This is a genomic window from Kitasatospora sp. NPDC004531 (assembly GCF_053602195.1).
On sequence record NZ_JBSGDD010000125.1, the window covers coordinates 1 to 16500 of the forward strand.

General features: G+C 74.3%; 15 protein-coding genes. 5 read left to right on the forward strand and 10 right to left on the reverse strand.

Features of this window, described 5'->3' with window-relative positions:
- Positions 1-152: 152 nt before the first annotated feature.
- The 4 genes from ACWEMJ_RS31195 to nucS form a co-directional block, all read right to left on the reverse strand.
- Positions 153-296, reverse strand: coding sequence for a hypothetical protein (locus ACWEMJ_RS31195; protein ID WP_452140486.1), 144 nt, complete (start codon positions 294-296; stop codon positions 153-155).
- Positions 296-511, reverse strand: coding sequence for a hypothetical protein (locus tag ACWEMJ_RS31200; RefSeq protein WP_452140487.1), 216 nt, complete (start codon positions 509-511; stop codon positions 296-298). The genes ACWEMJ_RS31195 and ACWEMJ_RS31200 overlap by 1 nt, the downstream gene beginning before the upstream one ends.
- 144 nt (positions 512-655) lie before the next feature.
- Complete coding sequence (locus ACWEMJ_RS31205) at positions 656-1300, reverse strand: hypothetical protein (protein ID WP_452140488.1); 645 nt, start codon at positions 1298-1300, stop codon at positions 656-658.
- Between the two features lie 63 nt (positions 1301-1363).
- Positions 1364-2023 carry an endonuclease NucS gene (nucS, locus tag ACWEMJ_RS31210; protein WP_452140489.1) on the reverse strand — a complete coding sequence of 220 codons (660 nt, stop codon included), beginning with the start codon at positions 2021-2023 and terminating at the stop codon, positions 1364-1366.
- A 534-nt stretch (positions 2024-2557) separates the two neighbouring features.
- Between nucS and ACWEMJ_RS31215 the strand changes: the two genes are divergently transcribed.
- Positions 2558-2950: an SCO5389 family protein gene (locus ACWEMJ_RS31215; protein WP_452140490.1), complete on the forward strand. Its 393-nt coding sequence runs from the start codon at positions 2558-2560 to the stop codon at positions 2948-2950.
- A gap of 63 nt (positions 2951-3013) precedes the next feature.
- On the opposite strand, the gene ACWEMJ_RS31220 is transcribed toward ACWEMJ_RS31215, so the two are convergent.
- Positions 3014-4126: an LLM class flavin-dependent oxidoreductase gene (locus ACWEMJ_RS31220; protein WP_452140499.1), complete on the reverse strand. Its 1113-nt coding sequence runs from the start codon at positions 4124-4126 to the stop codon at positions 3014-3016.
- Positions 4127-4523: 397 nt separating this feature from the next.
- Here ACWEMJ_RS31220 and ACWEMJ_RS31225 point away from each other — a divergent pair, with 397 nt between their 5' ends.
- Positions 4524-4838: an ATP/GTP-binding protein gene (locus tag ACWEMJ_RS31225; RefSeq protein WP_452140491.1), complete on the forward strand. Its 315-nt coding sequence runs from the start codon at positions 4524-4526 to the stop codon at positions 4836-4838.
- 5 nt (positions 4839-4843) lie between these two features.
- Here the strand turns inward: ACWEMJ_RS31225 and ACWEMJ_RS31230 are convergent, their stop codons facing one another.
- On the reverse strand, positions 4844-5611 hold the full coding sequence (locus ACWEMJ_RS31230) for an ABC transporter permease subunit (protein ID WP_452140492.1): 768 nt from the start codon (positions 5609-5611) through the stop codon (positions 4844-4846).
- A gap of 1 nt (position 5612) precedes the next feature.
- Positions 5613-6599 (reverse strand): ABC transporter ATP-binding protein, encoded by a 987-nt coding sequence (locus ACWEMJ_RS31235; RefSeq protein WP_452140493.1) that lies wholly within the window; start codon positions 6597-6599, stop codon positions 5613-5615.
- 95 nt (positions 6600-6694) lie between these two features.
- On the opposite strand from ACWEMJ_RS31235, the gene ACWEMJ_RS31240 reads away from it, so the two are divergent.
- Complete coding sequence (locus tag ACWEMJ_RS31240; protein ID WP_452140494.1) at positions 6695-7498, forward strand: alpha/beta fold hydrolase; 804 nt, start codon at positions 6695-6697, stop codon at positions 7496-7498.
- A 77-nt stretch (positions 7499-7575) separates the two neighbouring features.
- On the opposite strand, the gene ACWEMJ_RS31245 is transcribed toward ACWEMJ_RS31240, so the two are convergent.
- From ACWEMJ_RS31245 to mce, 3 genes are all read right to left on the reverse strand, one after another.
- Positions 7576-8505 carry a coiled-coil domain-containing protein gene (locus ACWEMJ_RS31245; protein ID WP_014138112.1) on the reverse strand — a complete coding sequence of 310 codons (930 nt, stop codon included), beginning with the start codon at positions 8503-8505 and terminating at the stop codon, positions 7576-7578.
- 108 nt (positions 8506-8613) lie between these two features.
- Positions 8614-13110 (reverse strand): hypothetical protein, encoded by a 4497-nt coding sequence (locus tag ACWEMJ_RS31250; protein ID WP_452140495.1) that lies wholly within the window; start codon positions 13108-13110, stop codon positions 8614-8616.
- 377 nt (positions 13111-13487) lie between these two features.
- The gene (gene mce, locus ACWEMJ_RS31255) at positions 13488-13922 is read right to left on the reverse strand and encodes a methylmalonyl-CoA epimerase (protein ID WP_452140496.1); all 435 of its coding nucleotides are present in this window, start codon (positions 13920-13922) and stop codon (positions 13488-13490) included.
- A 251-nt stretch (positions 13923-14173) separates the two neighbouring features.
- Between mce and ACWEMJ_RS31260 the strand changes: the two genes are divergently transcribed.
- Together ACWEMJ_RS31260 and meaB are read left to right on the forward strand one after the other, a co-directional pair.
- Positions 14174-15364 carry an acetyl-CoA C-acetyltransferase gene (locus tag ACWEMJ_RS31260; RefSeq protein ID WP_452140497.1) on the forward strand — a complete coding sequence of 397 codons (1191 nt, stop codon included), beginning with the start codon at positions 14174-14176 and terminating at the stop codon, positions 15362-15364.
- Positions 15365-15443: 79 nt separating this feature from the next.
- Positions 15444-16397, forward strand: a complete 954-nt coding sequence (gene meaB / locus ACWEMJ_RS31265) for a methylmalonyl Co-A mutase-associated GTPase MeaB (protein ID WP_452140498.1) — start codon at positions 15444-15446, stop codon at positions 16395-16397.
- The last annotated feature ends 103 nt before the right edge of the window (positions 16398-16500 follow it).

Consider the following 16500-nt stretch of genomic DNA (forward strand, 5'->3'; position numbering starts at 1 on the left):
CGACAAGCGCTAGTCACGTCCGCAAGGTCGCGATCACGTGCAGGTCATTGTCCTGCGTCGCGATCTTGCGGACGGGGTGCCTTCCGCATCGCGCAGTCCCCGCGCCCCTGGTTGCGCTCTCCCTGGTTTCGCACCCTCCCGCGTCCGACCAGTCAGTGGCGGTTGGGGGCGCGTTCGTACGTCCAGATGTCCTCGGTGAAGGTCTGGTCGGGCAGGAAGCGGATCGGGCCGGTGGCCGTGTGGACGGTGCGGGGGAGGTCGTGGAAGAGGCCGGCGGCGCGCGGGTCGTCGAGCATCAGGTCGGCGGGGGTGACGACGAAGTCCAGGTCGCCGGGTTCGCGGGCGGCGGCGCCGAGCCGCGCAGCACCAGGTGGTCGGCCCAGCGGGAGGCGGCGACGGCGGCGAGGCCGGTGTCCATCGCGGTGCGGCGGGCGGCGTACCAGGCGGTGGCGAGGGCGGGGTCGGTGAACTGCGCGACAAGCGCAAGGCCCGTCCGCAAGGTCGCGATCACGTGCAGGTCATTGTCCTGCGTCGCGATCTTGCGGTTGGGTGCCTTCCGCTGCGCGCAGTTCCCCGCGCCCCTCTATTCGCGCCCATCCGCGTCCGACCAGTCAGTGGTGGCCGGGGGCGCGTTCGTACGTCCGGATGCCCTCGGTCAGGCGGGCGGGGTGTCGGGGAGCCAGCCGGAGTCCAGGGCGAGCGACGAGTCGTGGACCACGTACTCGCGGGTGACCTTCAGGGGTGGGAAGCCGGCGGCGGTCAGTGCGGTGGTGAGGCGGTCGAGCCGGGAGCCGGCGGCGGGCAGGCCGAGGCGGTGGCAGCGCTGGGTGACGAAGTACTGGCGGTGGCCGTCGGGTTCGGTGCGGCGGGCGTTCCAGGAGACGTGCGCGTGGTGGCCGGCGGCGGCCCGGGCCAGTGTCTCGCGGGGGACGCCGGGGGACAGCCGCACCTTCACATGGTGTTCGAAGTAGCGGGCGGCGTCGGCGAGTTCGGCCTCCGCGTCGGTGCGGGGGACGCCGGGCGCCCAGGGCGCGGCCTCGATCTTCACCCGGACCGGCGTGAACCCGGCGGCCCGCAGCCGGGCCGTCTCCGCGGCGGCGCGCCGGTGCTGGGCGGCCAGCGTGCCGTCGCCCTGCCAGGACAGCATCGGCTGCGAGGGGTGCCGGCCGCGCGCCAGCAGGATGTGGGTGAACTCCAGGCCGTGCGCGGCCGCCCACTCCGCCAGCGCGTCGGCGTCGCCCGGGGCCAGGGTGAGGTGGGTCTCGTACCGGCCGACCGGCTCGGCGCTTCGAACGGGCATGCGGGGATTGTGGCAGCGACGCGGGGCCGGCGACCAGCGTGATTTGCCGCCGGCCCGCCGGGGTCAGAACAGCTTGAGCTTGTCGTCGTCGATGCCGCGCAGCTCGTCGTAGTCGAGGACGACGCAGCCGATGCCGCGGTCGGTGGCCAGTACGCGGGCCTGGGGCTTGATCTCCTGGGCGGCGAAGATGCCCTTGACCGGGGCGAGCAGCGGGTCGCGGTTGAGGAGGTCGAGGTAGCGGGTGAGCTGCTCGACGCCGTCGATCTCGCCGCGGCGCTTGATCTCGACGGCGACGGTGGCGCCGTCGGAGTCGCGGCAGAGGATGTCGACCGGGCCGATCGCGGTCGGGTACTCGCGGCGGATCAGCTGCCAGCCCGCGCCGAGCACCTCCATCCGGTCGGCGAGCAGTTCCTGCAGGTGGGCCTCGACGCCGTCCTTGACCAGGCCGGGGTCGACGCCGAGCTCGTGGCTGGAGTCGTGGTGGACGTCCTCCAGGGTGATGATCAGCTTCTCGCCGGCCTTGTTGGTGACCGTCCACACCCCCTCGGCCTCCTTGAGGGAGCACGGCGGGGACATCCAGTTCAGCGGCTTGTAGGCCCGGTCGTCGGCGTGGATGCTGACGCTCCCGTCGGCCTTCACGATCACCAGGCGCACGGCGGAGGGCAGATGTGCAGCGAGGCGGCCCGCGTAGTCCACGGTGCACTTGGCGATTACAAGACGCATGGGGACAAGCCTACGGCCCGCCGGGAGTGCCCCGTCCCTGTTCGAATTCCCGGGGCGCGGGGAGGGGGCGTGCGGCCGGGGGAGGTGCGCCGGTGCGCAGTGGGTCGCGGGGGCGCGATTCGCGAGACAGGCGGCTGTTCCCGGGCGGGCCCGGAAGCCGTTTGAAGCGAGTGCCCGCAGAGCGGGTGTGGGCCGGCCGGGAGGGGCGAAACATGGTGACCGCACGGCCACCGACGGTGATTCGGGCCGGCTCGGCGTACCGGTCGCAGCGCGGCTGATTCCGGCCAATCTCGGCCCCGGCGCGGCGATTCGGGTCGGCAATCCCCGGATTCTCCCGCCGGGTCCGGGAAGGACTGCCACGCTGGTCTGACCCCCTGGCCAGGACCCCCACGCACGCGCCGGCCCCCCAGCCCGTCGCGCCGTCGGCACTCGAACATCGCGCGCCGTTCACCGCACGTCCGTCCACCGCACCCTCAGCACACCGGTACGACCGCCCCGTCGAATCCGCCGGGGCGGACCGTGAGAGGAGAACCCATGTCGCTCGACGTCTCACCGGCCCTGTTGGAGAAGGCCGAACGAGGCGAGGTCGACGAGCGGGAGTTCGTCGACTGTGTCCGCACCTCGCTGCCCTACGCCTGGGAGACGATCAGCTCGCTGGTCACCCAACTGGAGGTCGACGGAACGGACTTCGCCGACAACGAAGTCCCGCCGCCGAGCGAGCAGGAACGCGGACAGCTGCTCCGGGCGCTGGCCAGCGACGCCATCCGCGGAGCCCTGCAGCGCCACTTCGGCGTCCAGCTGGCCTTCCAGAACTGCCACCGGGTCGCGGTCTTCGCCCCCGGCCCCGACACCGCCGACCGGCACGCCCGATTCACCTCGGTCCGCGCCCAACTGCTCAACCAGTCCCCGGAGTTGCGCGACTGCTGAGTTCGACACGCCCGAGTGCGCGGGCCGCCCCGGACCCACCCGGACGGGGCGCCCCGCGGGCGCTCAGCGCAGCTGCGGCAGCACCTCGTCGCCGATCCGGTCCAGGTTGTGCAGCGTCGCCGCGGTGTCGCCCGAGCCCTCGGCGAGCAGCGCGAAGCGACGGATCCCGGTGCCCTCCGCGGTCGCCAGCAGCCGGTCCGCGCACTGCCGCGGCGTGCCCACCGCGTGCAGGTCGCACAGCAGCTCGGTGTACGCCCGCGGATCGCGCATCGACCGCTCCCGGCCGTCCACCGTGCGGTGCGCGCCCAGCCCGTGGGCGAAGAAGTCCGGCATCGCCCGCAGCAGGCTCGCCCGCGCCGCGCCCGCCCGGTCGTCGACCTGCACCACGCCCGCCGCGACGTGCTCGCGCTCCACCCGGGCCAGCTGCTCCTCGCCGCGGCCCGCCGCCCGCCAGGCCGCCCGGTAGGCGGCCAGCATGTCCCGCTTGTCCTCGTCGCCCGAGTGCATGCCCAGCAGCATCGGCAGGCCCCGCTCGGCGGCCGTCCGCACCCCCGCCGGGGAGGTGCACGCCATCACCACCGGCGGCCCCGACCGGGTCTGCGGGGACGGCTCCTGACGCTGCCTCGGGATCACCGGGCCGCCGTCCAGGCCCAGCCAGCCCGTCAGGTCCGCCCGCCGGGCGGTCTCGGCGGCCCGCGGCACCACCGCCACCTCGGGGAAGTCGAACTGCGGCCCCGAGCCGCCCACCCGGGCCCCGGACAGCCAGCGCAGCAGCAGGTCCAGGCGCTCCGGGAAGCCCTGCTCGTACGCCTCCAGGCCGCCGCCGAACACCGCCAGGTCGATCCACGGCCCGCCGCGGCCCACGCCCAGCGTGAACCGGCCGCCGGAGGTCAGGTGCAGCAGCGCCGCCTGCTCGCCCAGCGCCACCGGGTGCCGGGTGGTCAGCACGCTCACCGCGGTGCCCACCCCGATCCGCCGAGTGCGGCCCAGCAGCATCCCCGCCAGCGTCGCCGCGTCCGGGCAGACCCCGTACGGCACGAAGTGGTGCTCGGCCAGCCACACCGCGTCCAGGCCCACCCGCTCGGCCACCAGCGCCGCCGAGACGGTCCGCTCCAGCGCCTCGCCGTGGCTCTGCCCGGGGAACTGCGCGGACAGCAGGAACGCGCCGACCCGGATCGCGTCCGTCCCGGCCTCCGGCCCCTGCTCGGGCGCCGGCTGCACGGCCGGCACCGCCCCTCGGCCGGCCGTTCGCCGCTCGGCGGAGCGGGTGTGCGGGCGGGCGGTGGTCTTCGTCATCGGGCGTGCCTCCATCGGTGCGCGCAGGGTTCGCGAGCCCCGCCGTGTCACCACGTGAGTAACCCATGTCATGTGCCAATGGCACGCCGAACCCTCAATTTGCCCAAGAGAAGGGTGGATTACCGTCGAAACGCGGTCGCCGGACGGTCATCCGTGCTAACGGGGCTCCTGGGGCGGCTGGGACCACCCGCCGGAAGCGGTCCGGTCACCGCCTCCCGCCGGTGGCGCGGCGGCCCGTACCCTGGAGGGACAACGCGCCGGAACGAGGGGTAGTCACGTGTCACCGCGACGCAATCGGATCCAGAAGTCCGAGGCCCGGGAGAGCGCCGCGCCGATGGGCGGGGGCCTGCGGCGGGTGGAGTCGTACCGGGGCGAGGACTGGGTCGTGCAGACCGTGGCCGGGACGGCCGGGCGGTACTACCGGTGCCCGGGCTGCGACCAGGAGATCCCGCCCGGCGTGGGGCACGTGGTGGCGTGGCCGGACCACGGCAGCGGGGTGGACGACCGGCGGCACTGGCACCGGGCGTGCTGGGGAGCGCGCGAACGCCGCGGCTCCAACCTGCTGCGGGGCCGCGGCGCTCCGAAGTACTGACGGCGCTACGCGTCGCGCCGCTTCAGCACCAGGTACCCGCCGAGCAGGGCCGCCGCCGCCCAGGCCGCGCAGATCGCCAGGCCGGTCCACGGGCCGAAGGGGTGGTCGGAGGTCGGCACCACCTGGAGGGCCGCCGAACCGGCCCGGTCCGGGAAGTAGCGCACCACGTTCTTCACCACGGGGACGATCGACAGGATCGGCGAGATCAGGAAGAAGAACGGGATCAGGATGCCCAGCGACAGCACCTGGTTGCGCAGCATCATGGTGACGCCGATCGAGAACAGGCACAGCAGCGTCAGGTAGCAGCCGGCGCCGAACACCGCCCGCAGCACGTTGGGTTGGCCGAGGTCGGTGTTGTACTGCCCGAGCGCCGCCTGCCCGAGGAAGAACGCGACGAACACCGTCACCAGCGAGACCAGCAGCGCGAGCACGCCCAGCACCACCGTCTTCGCGCCCATCAGCGTGCCGCGCTGCGGGACGGCGGCCAGCGAGACCCGGATCATGCCGCTGGCGTACTCGTTGCCGACCGCCAGCACCCCGAACACGATGATCGCCAGCTCGCCGAGCGCGATCCCGGACAGCGAGGTGGTGGTCGCGTCGAACGGGTTGCGGTTGTGCTCGGTGAACTGGTCGTAGTTCAGCCTGGTCAGCAGCGAGATCGCGAAGCCCATCGCGACCACGATCAGGAAGGTGGTGGCGAGCGTCCACACGGTGGAGCGGATGCTGCGGACCTTCGTCCACTCCGACTGCAGCACGGCGGGGAAGGCGGCCATCTCAACTCTCCTTTCCGGCCCGGCGGCCGTCCCAGTCGGCGCCCCAGGCGGGCCGGGCCGGCGGGGCGGTGGCGGCGGCGCCGGAGACGTCGGTGCGGTACTCCACGGACTCGGCGGTCATCTGCATGAACGCGTCCTCCAGCGAAGCCTGTTGCGGACTCAGCTCGTGCAGCGTGATGCCGTGCGCGGCGGCCAGCTCGCCGAGCCGCACCGGGTCGCCGTCGGTCACCTCCCAGGACCCGTCCGGGCCCGGCTCGGGGGACAGGCCGGCCGCCCGCAGCGCGTCCAGCAGCTGCTCCGGCTGCGGGGTGCGCAGCCGCACCGCGGAGCGCGAGTTGCGGCTGATGAACTCGGCCATCGGCAGGTCCGCCAGCAGCCGGCCGCGGCCGATCACCACCAGGTGGTCGGCGGTCAGCGCCATCTCGCTCATCAGGTGCGAGGAGACGAACACCGTGCGGCCCTCGGCGGCCAGCGACTTCATCAGCCGGCGGATCCACACGATGCCCTCGGGGTCGAGCCCGTTCACCGGCTCGTCGAACATCAGGATCTTCGGGTCGCCGAGCAGCGCCGAGGCGATGCCCAGACGCTGGCCCATGCCCAGCGAGAAGCCCCGGGCGCGCTTCTTCGCGACGGCCGTCAGACCGACCACGTCCAGGACGTGGTCGACCCGCTCGCGCGGGATCCGGTTCGACTGCGCCATCCACAGCAGGTGGTCGTAGGCCGTCCGCCCCGGGTGCACGCCCTTCGCCTCCAGCAGCGCGCCGATCTCCCGCAGCGGGTTCTGGACGGAGGCGTAGCCGCGGCCGTTGATGGTGACCCGGCCCGCGGTCGGCCGGTCCAGGTCGAGGATCATCCGCATCGTGGTGGACTTGCCGGCGCCGTTCGGCCCGAGGAACCCGGTGACCACGCCCTCCGGGATCCGGAAGCTCAGATCGTCCACGGCCAACTTGTCGCCATAACGCTTCGTCAGGTGGTGCAACTCGATCACGTGCCACTCCCTTGGTCTGCGGCCAGGGTAGGACAAAAGCCGATGAATCGGACGAACGCCGTCCGAGGCGCGGCCCCGGGGCCTACGGTGGAGCCATGACCTCCCCCAGCGCGCCGGCCGTCCGCGAGAACGGCACCGGCACCCCGCTCGTCCTGCTGCACGCCTTCCCGCTCTCCGCGCGCATGTGGGAAGGCCAACTGGAACGTGTACCCGGCCCGGCGGGGGACGACGCGCGGGTGGTCGCACCGGACCAGCGCGGCTTCGGCGCCGCCCCGCTCGGCGACGGGCCGCCCTCGCTGGACGCCGCCGCCGACGACCTGGCCGACCTGCTGGACCAACTGGGCATCGAACAGGCCGTGCTCGGCGGCCTGTCCATGGGCGGCTACGTGGCGATGGCCTTCGCCCGCCGCCACCCCGAACGGCTGGCCGGCCTGGTCCTCGCCGACACCAAGGCCACCCCCGACACCGACGCCGCCCGCGCCAACCGCGAACGCCTCGCCACCGCCGTCCTCGAACGCGGCAGCGCCGACCCGCTGAACGAGGAGAACACCGCCGAGAACCTGCTCGCCCCCGGTACCGACCCCGAACTCGCCGACAGCGTCCGGAAGATGATCGCCGAGGCCGACCCCGCCGCGATCGCCTGGGCGCAGCGCGCGATGGCCGCCCGCCCCGACTCGCTGGAGGTGCTGGCCGCCCTGGAGGTGCCCGCCGCGGTCATCGTCGGCGAACTCGACACCGTCACCCCGCTCAGCGAGGCCCGGATGATGGCCGAGGCGCTGCACGACGCCGAGCTGACGGTCATTCCGGCGGTCGGCCACCTCTCCTCGCTGGAGGCCCCCGAGACCTTCAACGCCGCCGTCCGGGCCTTCCTCAAGCGCCTGAAGCAGCACGGCTCCTGACGCGACGAAAGGGCCCGGAGCATCGGCTCCGGGCCCTTCCCGTCGTTCTCAGCGGGCCGCCCCTGCCGGGGCCGCCGTCAGCGCGACTGCTGCGCCGGGACGCCCAGCGAGTCGTCGGTCGGCAGCGACGCCGCGGCGACCGCCGCACCCGTCAGGGTGGCCAGCATCTCGCGGACGTTGGTCAGCTGCGCGTTGATCGAGTCGCGGCGGTTGGTGAGCGCCGCCAGCTCGCGCTCCGACTCGCTGCGGACCCGGTCGGCCTTCGCGTTGGCGTCGGCCACGATGTCCTCGGCCTGGCGCTGCGCCGTCTCGATGGTCTGGCGGGAACGGCGCTCCGCGTCGGTGCGCAGCTTCTCCGCCTCCAGGCGCAGCTGCTCGGCGCGGTGCTCGATCTCGGCGAGCCGCTTCTCCGCCTTGGCCTGACGGGCCGCCAGGTCGCGCTCGGACTGCTCCCGGCGCTTGGCCAGGTTGGTCTCGAACTCCAGCGCCGCCTGCGCGGCCTTGGTGCGGGTCTCCTCGAAGAGGGCGTCCGCCTCCTCGCGCTTGTTCTGCGCGTCCTTGTTGGCCTCGGCGCGCAGCTGCGCCGCGTCCGACTTGGCCTTGTCGACGATCCGCAGGCCCTCGTCCTCCGCCTTGGCCTTGCGGTCCTTGGCGTAGTTCTCGGCCTCGGTGCGGACCTGCTGCGCCGCGGCCTCGGCCAGCTCGCGGTGCTGCTCGGCGGCGCGGTGCGCCTCGTCGCGCAGGTCCTTCGCCTCCTCCTCGGCGAGGCGGAGGATCTTCTCGACGCGGGCGCCGAGGCCGGCGTAGGAGGGCTCCGCCTCGGTGACCGCGGCCTGCGCGGTCTGGGTCTCCAGGTGGAGTTCCTCGATGCGCTTCTCCAGCGCGCTGATCCGGGAAAGCGCGCTGTCTCGGTCGGCCACCAGCTTGGCGATCCGCTCGTCGACCTGGGCGCGCTCGTACCCACGGCGTACCAGGTCGAAGCCGTGCGGGGAGTGACTGTCGCTCATGGGATTTCTGGGCTTCCTGTCGTCAAACCGCTGAGATGGTTGAGGGAATCCTGACACGGTACCGGAGTGTCAACGACGAAACGCCGTTGGCTGACGGACAATGTCCGCTCAATCGGGTGGCGCGCCCCCGGAGCGATTGCCTCCCGATCGCGGAGAGCCCACCCCGGCACCGGCCTTGGGCCCTCCGTCCTTCTTGCTGCCCCCGTTGCTGTGGGCCGCCGGCGCGGGCGCTTCGAACGCCTCCAACGCCGACAGCACGTCCTGGACCCGAGAGATCTCGGTGTTGATGTCCTTCCGGCGGCGCACCAACTCGTCCAACTCCCGCTGGCCCTCGTCGGTCACGCGCTTCGCCTCGGCCTTTGCCTCCGCGAGCAGCCGCTCCGCCTCCTCGGCGGCCAGCCGCAGCTGCTCCTCGGCGTCCGAACCGGCCCGCCGGACGCGCTTCTCCGACTCCTCGTCGGCGCGCTTGAGCCGGGACGCCGCCTCGTCGGCCGCCGCTTCGAGCTGCTCCTCGGACTCCATCTCGGCGGCCTTCAGCTTGGCCTCCGCCTTGATGATCAGCGCCTCGGCCCGGGTGGTGGAGTCGGCGAGCTTGTTCTCCGCCTCCTTCAGCAGACCCTCGGCCTTGCGCACCGCCGAGATCCGCACCCGGCCCGCCTCCGCGGAGGCCTCCGAGGTCAGCTCCGCCGCCCGCGACTCGGCCGCGGCGATCAGCTCCGCCGCCCGCTCCTCGGCCTCCGCGACCTGCGCCTGCGCCTGCTCCTCGGCCTCGGTCAGCTGCTCCTGGGCGGCCGTCACCAGCGCGTCCACCCGCTCGCCGGCGGACTTCATCGCCTGCGCGTTCTCCTTGCGGGCCCGCTCGTGCAGCGCCTCGATCTCGGCGTCGGTGCGCTCGCGCAGCTCCTCCGCCCGGGCCCGGATCGCGTTGGAGTCCCGGCGGGCCTCCTTCAGCAGCGCGTCGGCGTCCGAACGCGCCCGCTCCACCTCGGCCTTGCCCTGCTGGTCGGCGGCCGCGATCAGGCGCTCGGCCTCCTTGCGGGCCGCCGTCACCAGCGCGTCGGCCTGCTCCTCGGCCGCCGCGGCGGCCGCCAGCGCCTCCGCCTGGGCCTGCTCGGCGAGCTGCTCGGCGTCCGCGAACGCCTTCTCCAGCACCGACTTGGCCTGCTCGCGGGTCGCCTTGTCGTACGCCTCCGCGGTCTCCCGCAGCTCCGCGTCGAAGGCCTCCGCGCGGGCCCGGATGTCCGCGTCGAACTCCTCCGCCAGGGTGCGGGTCGCCAGCGCGTACTCCTCGGCGTCCGAGCGCAGCTGCGCCGACCGCTCCTCGGCGTCCGCCAGCGCGGCCGCCGCCAGCTCGTCCGCCTCGGCCAGCGCGCGCTGCGCCCCGGCCTCCGCGGCGGACCGCTGCTGCTCGGCGAACTCCGCAGCGGCGGCGTGCAGTTCGGCGATCTCGCGGTCGGCGGCGGCGCGCAGTTCGGCGACCTCGCGCTCGGTGTTCTCGCGGAGTTCGGTGGTGTCGTGTTCGGCGGTGGCGCGCAGCTCGCGGTCGTAGGCGTCGGCGGCCTCGCGGAGTTCGGCGGTCTCCCGCTCGGCGACGGCGCGCAGCTCCGCCACCTGCTGCTCGGCGGCCGCGCGCAGCTCGGCGACCTCCTGCTCGGCGGCGGCGCGCAGCTCGGTGATCTGCTTGGTCGCCGCCTCGTGCAGGCCCGCCACCGACTGCCGGACCTCGGCGGCCTCCTGCTCGGCCGTCTCGACCAGCTCGGCGGCCAGCGCCTCGGCCTGCGCCCGCAGCTCCTCGGCGGCCAGTTCGGCGCTCGCCCGCAGCTCCGCCGTCTCGCGGTCGGCGGCAGCGCGCAGTTCGGCGACCTCGCGGTCGGCGTTCTCGCGGAGTTCGGTGGTGTCGTGCTCGGCGGTGGCGCGCAGCTCGCGGTCGTAGGCGTCGGCGTTCTCGCGGAGTTCGGCGGTCTCCCGCTCGGCGGCGGCGCGCAGCTCCGCCACCTCCTGCTCGACGGCCCGGCGCAGCTCGGCGGTCTCCCGGTCGGCGACGGCGCGCAGCTCGGCCGTCTCCTGCTCGGCCAGCGCCCGCAGTTCGGCGACCTCGCGGTCGGCGTCGGCCCGCAGCTCGGCGGTCTCCCGCTCCGCGTCGGCCCGCAGTTCGCGGTCGTAGGCCTCGGCGTCCGCGCGCAGCGTCTCGGCCTCGGCCCGGTCGGCGGCGGCCTCGGCGGCCAGCCGCTCGGCCTCCGTGTGGGCGGCGGTGAGCTGCTGGTCGGCCTCGGCGCGGACCCGCTGGGCGTCCTGCGCGGCGGCCTTGCGGACGGCCGCGGCCTCGCCGTCGGCGGCCTCCCGGATCGCGGTGGCCTCGGCCAACTTCTCGGCGGTCAGGGCCTGTTCGCGCTCCAGCTCGACGCGGGCGGCCTCGCGGGCGGCGGCCGCCTCCGCGCGCAGCGCCTGCGCGGCGGCCTCGGCCTGCTTGGCGACCGCGCGGGCGGCCTCCTCGGCCGCGGCGTGCACGGCCCGGCCGGCCTCCTCGGCCTGCTCGCGGTGGAGCTCGGCCCACTGGGCGGCGTCGGCCCGGGTGGCCTCGGCGGTGGCGTCGGCCTCCGCGCGGACGGTCGCGGCGGCGGCCTCGGCCCGCTCGCGGGTCTCGGCGGCGGAGCGTTCGGCGGCGGCCAACTGCTCCTCGGCGGTGCGCTTCGCGGCGGCCAGCAGCTCGTCGCGGGCCTGCGCGGCGGAGGAGGTGAGCTTCTCGGCCTCGGCGCGGGCCCGGGTGAGGGTCTGCTCGGCCCGGCCCTGGACGGCGGCGGCCTGCTCGCGGGTCTCGGTGCGCAGCCGTTCGACCTCTTCGGCGGCGCCGGAGCGCAGCGCGTCCGCGTCGGTCTTGGCGGCGGTGAGGAGCTCCTCGGCCTGCTTGGCGGACTCCTCGATCTGGACGGCGGCCTGCCGGCGGGCCTCGGAGCGGACCCGTTCGGCCTCGGCCTCGGCGGCGGAGCGCTGCTCCTCGGCCTGCTCGCGGGCCTGGGCGGCCTCGGCCTGCATCCGCTCCAGCTGTTCGCGGATCGAGGCGGCGTCCTCCATGGCGGCGTTCTGCGCCTGCTCGACGGCCTCGCGGGCCTGCTCCAGCAGCGTGCCGGCCTCGGACTTGGCGTGCTCGACGAGTCGTTCGGCCTCGGCGGCGGCCTCGCCGCGGGTGGCCTCGGCGTCGTCGGCCGCGCGGGCGAGCACCTCCTCGGCCTGCGTGGCGGCCCGGGCCAGGCGCAGCGCGGCCTCCTGGGCGCCCTCGGCGCGGCCCTCCTCGGCGGCCTCGGCGCGCAGCCGTTCGGCGTCGGCGGCAGCCTGCTCGCGCAGCTCGGCGGCCTTGCGCTCGGCGGCGGCCCAGTGCTCGGCGATCTCCTTCTCGGCGTCCGCGCGCAGCTCGTCGGCGACCGACTCGGCGGCGCTGCGCAGGCGTTCGCTCTCCTCGGCGGCGGCGGCCTTGGCGGCGTCGGCCTCGGCCTGGGCGGTGGAGGCGGCGGCCTTGATCAGCTCGGCCTCGCGGGTGGCGGCGGCCACCATCTTGGCGATCTCGGCCTTGGCGGTCTGCGAGCGCTGCTCGCTGGCGGCGGTGCCGTCGGCGACCTTGCGCTCGGCCTCGGCGGCGGCCTCGGCCTGCAGGCGCTCGGCGGCGGCGAGGGCCTCCTCGCGCATCCGGGCGGCCTCGGTGCGGGCCCGCTCGGCCTCGGCGAGGGCCTCGGCGCGCAGCCGCTCTATTTCGGCCTGGGCGCCGACCAGGGCGGCCTCGGCGCGTTCCTGGTCGGCCCGGGCCTGCTGCTTGAGGGCGGTGATCTCGGCCTCGGCGGCGGCCAGCTTCTGCTCGGCGGCGGCGTGCGCCTCGGCCAGCTGCTGCTGGGCGGCGGTGGCGGCGGCGACGCGCTGTTCCTCGGCCTGGGCGCCGGTCTGCTGGGCGTGCTCGGAGGCGGCGCGCAGCAGGCGTTCGGCGTCGGACTGGGCGCGTTGCAGCGCCTCCTCGGCCCGGGCCTGGGCCTCGCCGCGGGCGGCGTCCACGTCGGCGGCGGTCTGCGCGCGGGCCTGGTCGGCGAGCGCGGCGGCCTCGGCGCGGACGGCGGCCATCATCCGCTCGGCCTCGGCGCGGGCCTCCTGGAGCAGGCGCTGGGCCTCCTGCTCGGTTCCCGCGCGGGTCTGCTCCGCCCAGTTGACGTTTTCGTTGACGTGGCGTTCGGCGGCGGCGCGGAACTCGGCGAGTTCCTCCTCCAGGCGGCGGCGCCGGGTGGCGAACTCGGCCTCCAGCTGGGCGGTGCGCTCGGCGGCCTCGGCCATCATCCGCTGGGTCGCGGCCTGGGACTCGCGGACCTGGCGCTCGGCGTCCGCGCGCAGCGCCTCGGCCTGCATCTCGGCATTGCGCAGGAGCTGCTCGGCCTGGCCGGAGACGGAGTCGAAGGCGCGCGGTTGCGCGAGCTGCCGGCGGGCCTCGTGGAGCTTGGCCCGCAGCACCTCCACCTGGTAGGCGAGGTCGTCGGCGTGCTCGATGGTCTTGTCCCGCTCCTTGCGGGCCTTCTCCAGCTCGGCCTCGAACTTGGAGAGGTGATCCTCAACGCGGTCGTAGCCCCGCACTCCGCGGTCCCGCCCATCTCCTGATCGCGTCCTCGACCGGGTCCGCTCCGCCTCCGGGCAGCGCCCGGGGCGGACCGATCGGTCCTTGCCATCGCTCCGCCGTCCGGGTGGACTCCGCAGCGATCTGTTGCCTCTGGAGAATGGTGACAGATCCGAACGGCGACCGTTCGGCCGTGCCCGCGTCGTGGACTCCCCTGCGGTGCGCGTCCCGGAGGCACCAGCGCACCTGGGCATTGTAGTGGGAGCCGTGCCGGGGGGAATGGGGGCGAGGTCCTTTTCGGAAGTTACCGCCCAGTTCGTTACCGCTCGGTCGGGCCCCCGTCAGGCCCCGTACCGGTCCTCGTCGGATCGCGCACGGGGCCCGCGCGGCCTGCGGATCAGTGCTCGCCCGGCGCCGCGGCGGTGACCAGCTCGGTCAGCACGCCGCCGCAGTCCTTGGGGTGCAGGAAGGTGATCCGCGATCCCATCGACCCGTGCCGGGGCTCGTCGTACAGCACCCGCACGCCCTTGGCGCGGATGTCGGCGGCGTCGCCGTCCACGTCCGCCGTCCCGAAGGCGATGTGGTGCACGCCCTCGCCGTTCTTCGCCAGCCACTTGGCGACCGTGGAGTCCTCCCGGGTCGGCTCCAGCAGCTGGAGGTAGGAGGCGCCGCCGTCCCCGGTGTCGTTGATCTTCAGCATGGCCTCGCGGACGCCCTGCTCCTCGTTGACCTCCGAGTGGAACACCTCGAACCCGTAGGTGCTCCGGTAGAACTCGACGGTCCGGTCCAGGTCGAAGCAGGCGATGCCGATGTGGTCGATGCGGGTCAGCACGGGGGCCTCCGGGAGCAGTTGAGGGGTGGCACCCAGTGCAGCGCATCGCCCGGAGCGCGCGCCAGCGGGACACCCTGCGAGCCTGCTCACATCGGAGGTCCGCCGATGGAACTTCCCGGAACCGGCACGGTGTTGACTGGGAAGTGTCAGTAGCGCTGATCACACCTTCGCGGCGGTGACGCGGAGGTGACCGATCAGTACATTGACCGCATCCCCATACCCTCTGGTCCGACGCGCGAAGGGGCTCGTCCATGACTACTTCTGTGATCGTCGCAGGTGCGCGCACGCCGATGGGCCGGTTGCTCGGCTCCCTCAAGGGCTTCTCCGGCGCGGAGCTCGGCGGCTTCGCCATCAAGGCGGCGCTGGAGCGGGCCGGCGTCTCCGGCGAGCAGGTGCAGTACGTGATCATGGGCCAGGTGCTGCAGGCCGGCGCGGGCCAGATCCCGGCGCGGCAGGCGGCGGTGAAGGCCGGCATCCCGATGACCGTCCCGGCGCTGACCATCAACAAGGTCTGCCTGTCCGGCCTGGACGCCATCGCGCTGGCCGACCAGCTGATCCGGGCCGGCGAGTTCGACATCGTGGTGGCCGGCGGCCAGGAGTCGATGACCAACGCCCCGCACCTGCTGCCGAAGTCCCGCGAGGGCTTCAAGTACGGCGCGATCGAGATGCTCGACGCGATGGCCCACGACGGCCTGACCGACGCCTACGAGAACATCCCGATGGGCGAGTCCACCGAGAAGCACAACACCCGCCTGGGCATCGGCCGCGAGGTGCAGGACGCCATCGCCGCCGCCTCGCACCAGCGGGCCGCCAAGGCGCAGGCCGACGGCGTGTTCGAGGCCGAGATCGTCCCCGTCGCGATCCCGCAGCGCAAGGGCGAGCCGGTCCTGTTCAGCCAGGACGAGGGCATCCGCGCCGACACCACCGCCGAGGGCCTGGCCAAGCTGCGCCCGGCCTTCACCAAGGACGGCACCATCACGGCCGGCACCTCCTCGCAGATCTCCGACGGCGCCGCCGCCGTCGTCGTGATGAGCAAGGCCAAGGCCGAGGAGCTGGGCCTGAGCTGGATCGCCGAGATCGGCGCGCACGGCAACGTCGCCGGCCCGGACAACTCGCTGCAGTCGCAGCCGTCCAACGCGATCAAGCACGCCCTCGCCAAGGAGGGCCTGGAGGTCGCCGACCTCGACCTGATCGAGATCAACGAGGCGTTCGCCGCCGTCGCCCACCAGTCGATGAAGGACCTGGGCGTCAGCGACGAGATCGTCAACGTCAACGGCGGCGCGATCGCGCTCGGTCACCCGATCGGGATGTCCGGCGCCCGCGTGGTGCTGCACCTGGCGCTGGAGCTGCAGCGGCGCGGCGGCGGCGTCGGCGCGGCCGCGCTGTGCGGCGGCGGCGGCCAGGGCGACGCCCTGATCGTCAAGGTCCCCGCGCAGGGCTGACCGAACCTCCCGGTCCCCGCGGGGCGGCGCCCGCCGCCCCGCGGGGCGTCCGTCTTTTCTGCTGCGAGGAGCTAACCCGATGGCCGATGTGGCGACGCTGGTCGAGCAGGCCCGGCAGGGCCGCCCCCGGGCGGTGGCCCGGCTGATCACCCTGGTGGAGAACGCCGCCCCCGAGCTGCGCGAGGTGATGGCCGCGCTCGCCCCGTACAGCGGGCGGGCGTACACGGTGGGCCTGACCGGCTCGCCCGGGGTGGGCAAGTCCACCTCGACGTCCGCGCTGGTGACCGCCTACCGCAAGCGCGGCAAGCGGGTCGGGGTGCTCGCCGTCGACCCGTCCTCGCCGTTCTCCGGCGGGGCGCTGCTCGGCGACCGGGTGCGGATGCAGGAGCACGCCACCGACCCCGAGGTGTTCATCCGCTCGATGGCGACCCGCGGCCACCTCGGCGGCCTGTCCTGGGCGGCCCCGCAGGCGCTGCGGGTGCTGGACGGGGCGGGCTGCGACGTGATCCTGGTGGAGACCGTCGGCGTCGGCCAGTCCGAGGTGGAGATCGCCGCGCAGGCCGACACCTCGGTGGTGCTGCTCGCGCCGGGCATGGGCGACGGCATCCAGGCCGCCAAGGCGGGCATCCTGGAGATCGGCGACGTGTTCGTGGTCAACAAGGCCGACCGGGACGGCGCGGACGCCACCGCCCGCGAGCTGAACCACATGCTCGGCCTGGGGGAGTCCCGGCAGCCCGGCGACTGGCGGCCGCCGATCGTGAAGACCGTGGCCGCCCGGGGCGAGGGCGTCGACGAGCTGGTCGAGGCGCTGGAGAAGCACCACAGCTGGCTGGCCGAGGCCGGCGAGCTCGCCGCCCGCCGTCGGCGCCGGGCCGCGCAGGAGGTCGAGGCGATCACGCTGGCCGCGCTGCGGGCCCGGATCGGCGACCTGCGCGGCGACCGGCACCTGGACGCGCTGGCCGGGCAGGTCGCCGAGGGCACCCTCGACCCGTACCGCGCCGCCGACCGGCTGGTCGCCGAACTCACCGGCTGACCGGCCCCGCTAGTGCCGTGACCGGAAAGGATCACCGGCGTGGGAGCTGGGCGTGAGAAGATCGCGGCCGTGACCATCTCGCTTCATGACTTCGCTGGCGAAC

Excerpts from the sequence above, each read along its gene's own strand:
- ACWEMJ_RS31195 (WP_452140486.1), bottom strand. The coding sequence starts at position 296 with ATGCTCGACGACCCGCGCGCCGCCGGCCTCTTCCACGACCTCCCCCGC.
- ACWEMJ_RS31205 (WP_452140488.1), bottom strand. The coding sequence starts at position 1,300 with ATGCCCGTTCGAAGCGCCGAGCCGGTCGGCCGGTACGAGACCCACCTC.
- nucS (WP_452140489.1), bottom strand. The coding sequence starts at position 2,023 with ATGCGTCTTGTAATCGCCAAGTGCACCGTGGACTACGCGGGCCGCCTC.
- ACWEMJ_RS31215 (WP_452140490.1), top strand. The coding sequence starts at position 2,558 with ATGTCGCTCGACGTCTCACCGGCCCTGTTGGAGAAGGCCGAACGAGGC.
- ACWEMJ_RS31230 (WP_452140492.1), bottom strand. The coding sequence starts at position 5,611 with ATGGCCGCCTTCCCCGCCGTGCTGCAGTCGGAGTGGACGAAGGTCCGC.
- ACWEMJ_RS31240 (WP_452140494.1), top strand. The coding sequence starts at position 6,695 with ATGACCTCCCCCAGCGCGCCGGCCGTCCGCGAGAACGGCACCGGCACC.
- ACWEMJ_RS31245 (WP_014138112.1), bottom strand. The coding sequence starts at position 8,505 with ATGAGCGACAGTCACTCCCCGCACGGCTTCGACCTGGTACGCCGTGGG.
- ACWEMJ_RS31260 (WP_452140497.1), top strand. The coding sequence starts at position 14,174 with ATGACTACTTCTGTGATCGTCGCAGGTGCGCGCACGCCGATGGGCCGG.
- meaB (WP_452140498.1), top strand. The coding sequence starts at position 15,444 with ATGGCCGATGTGGCGACGCTGGTCGAGCAGGCCCGGCAGGGCCGCCCC.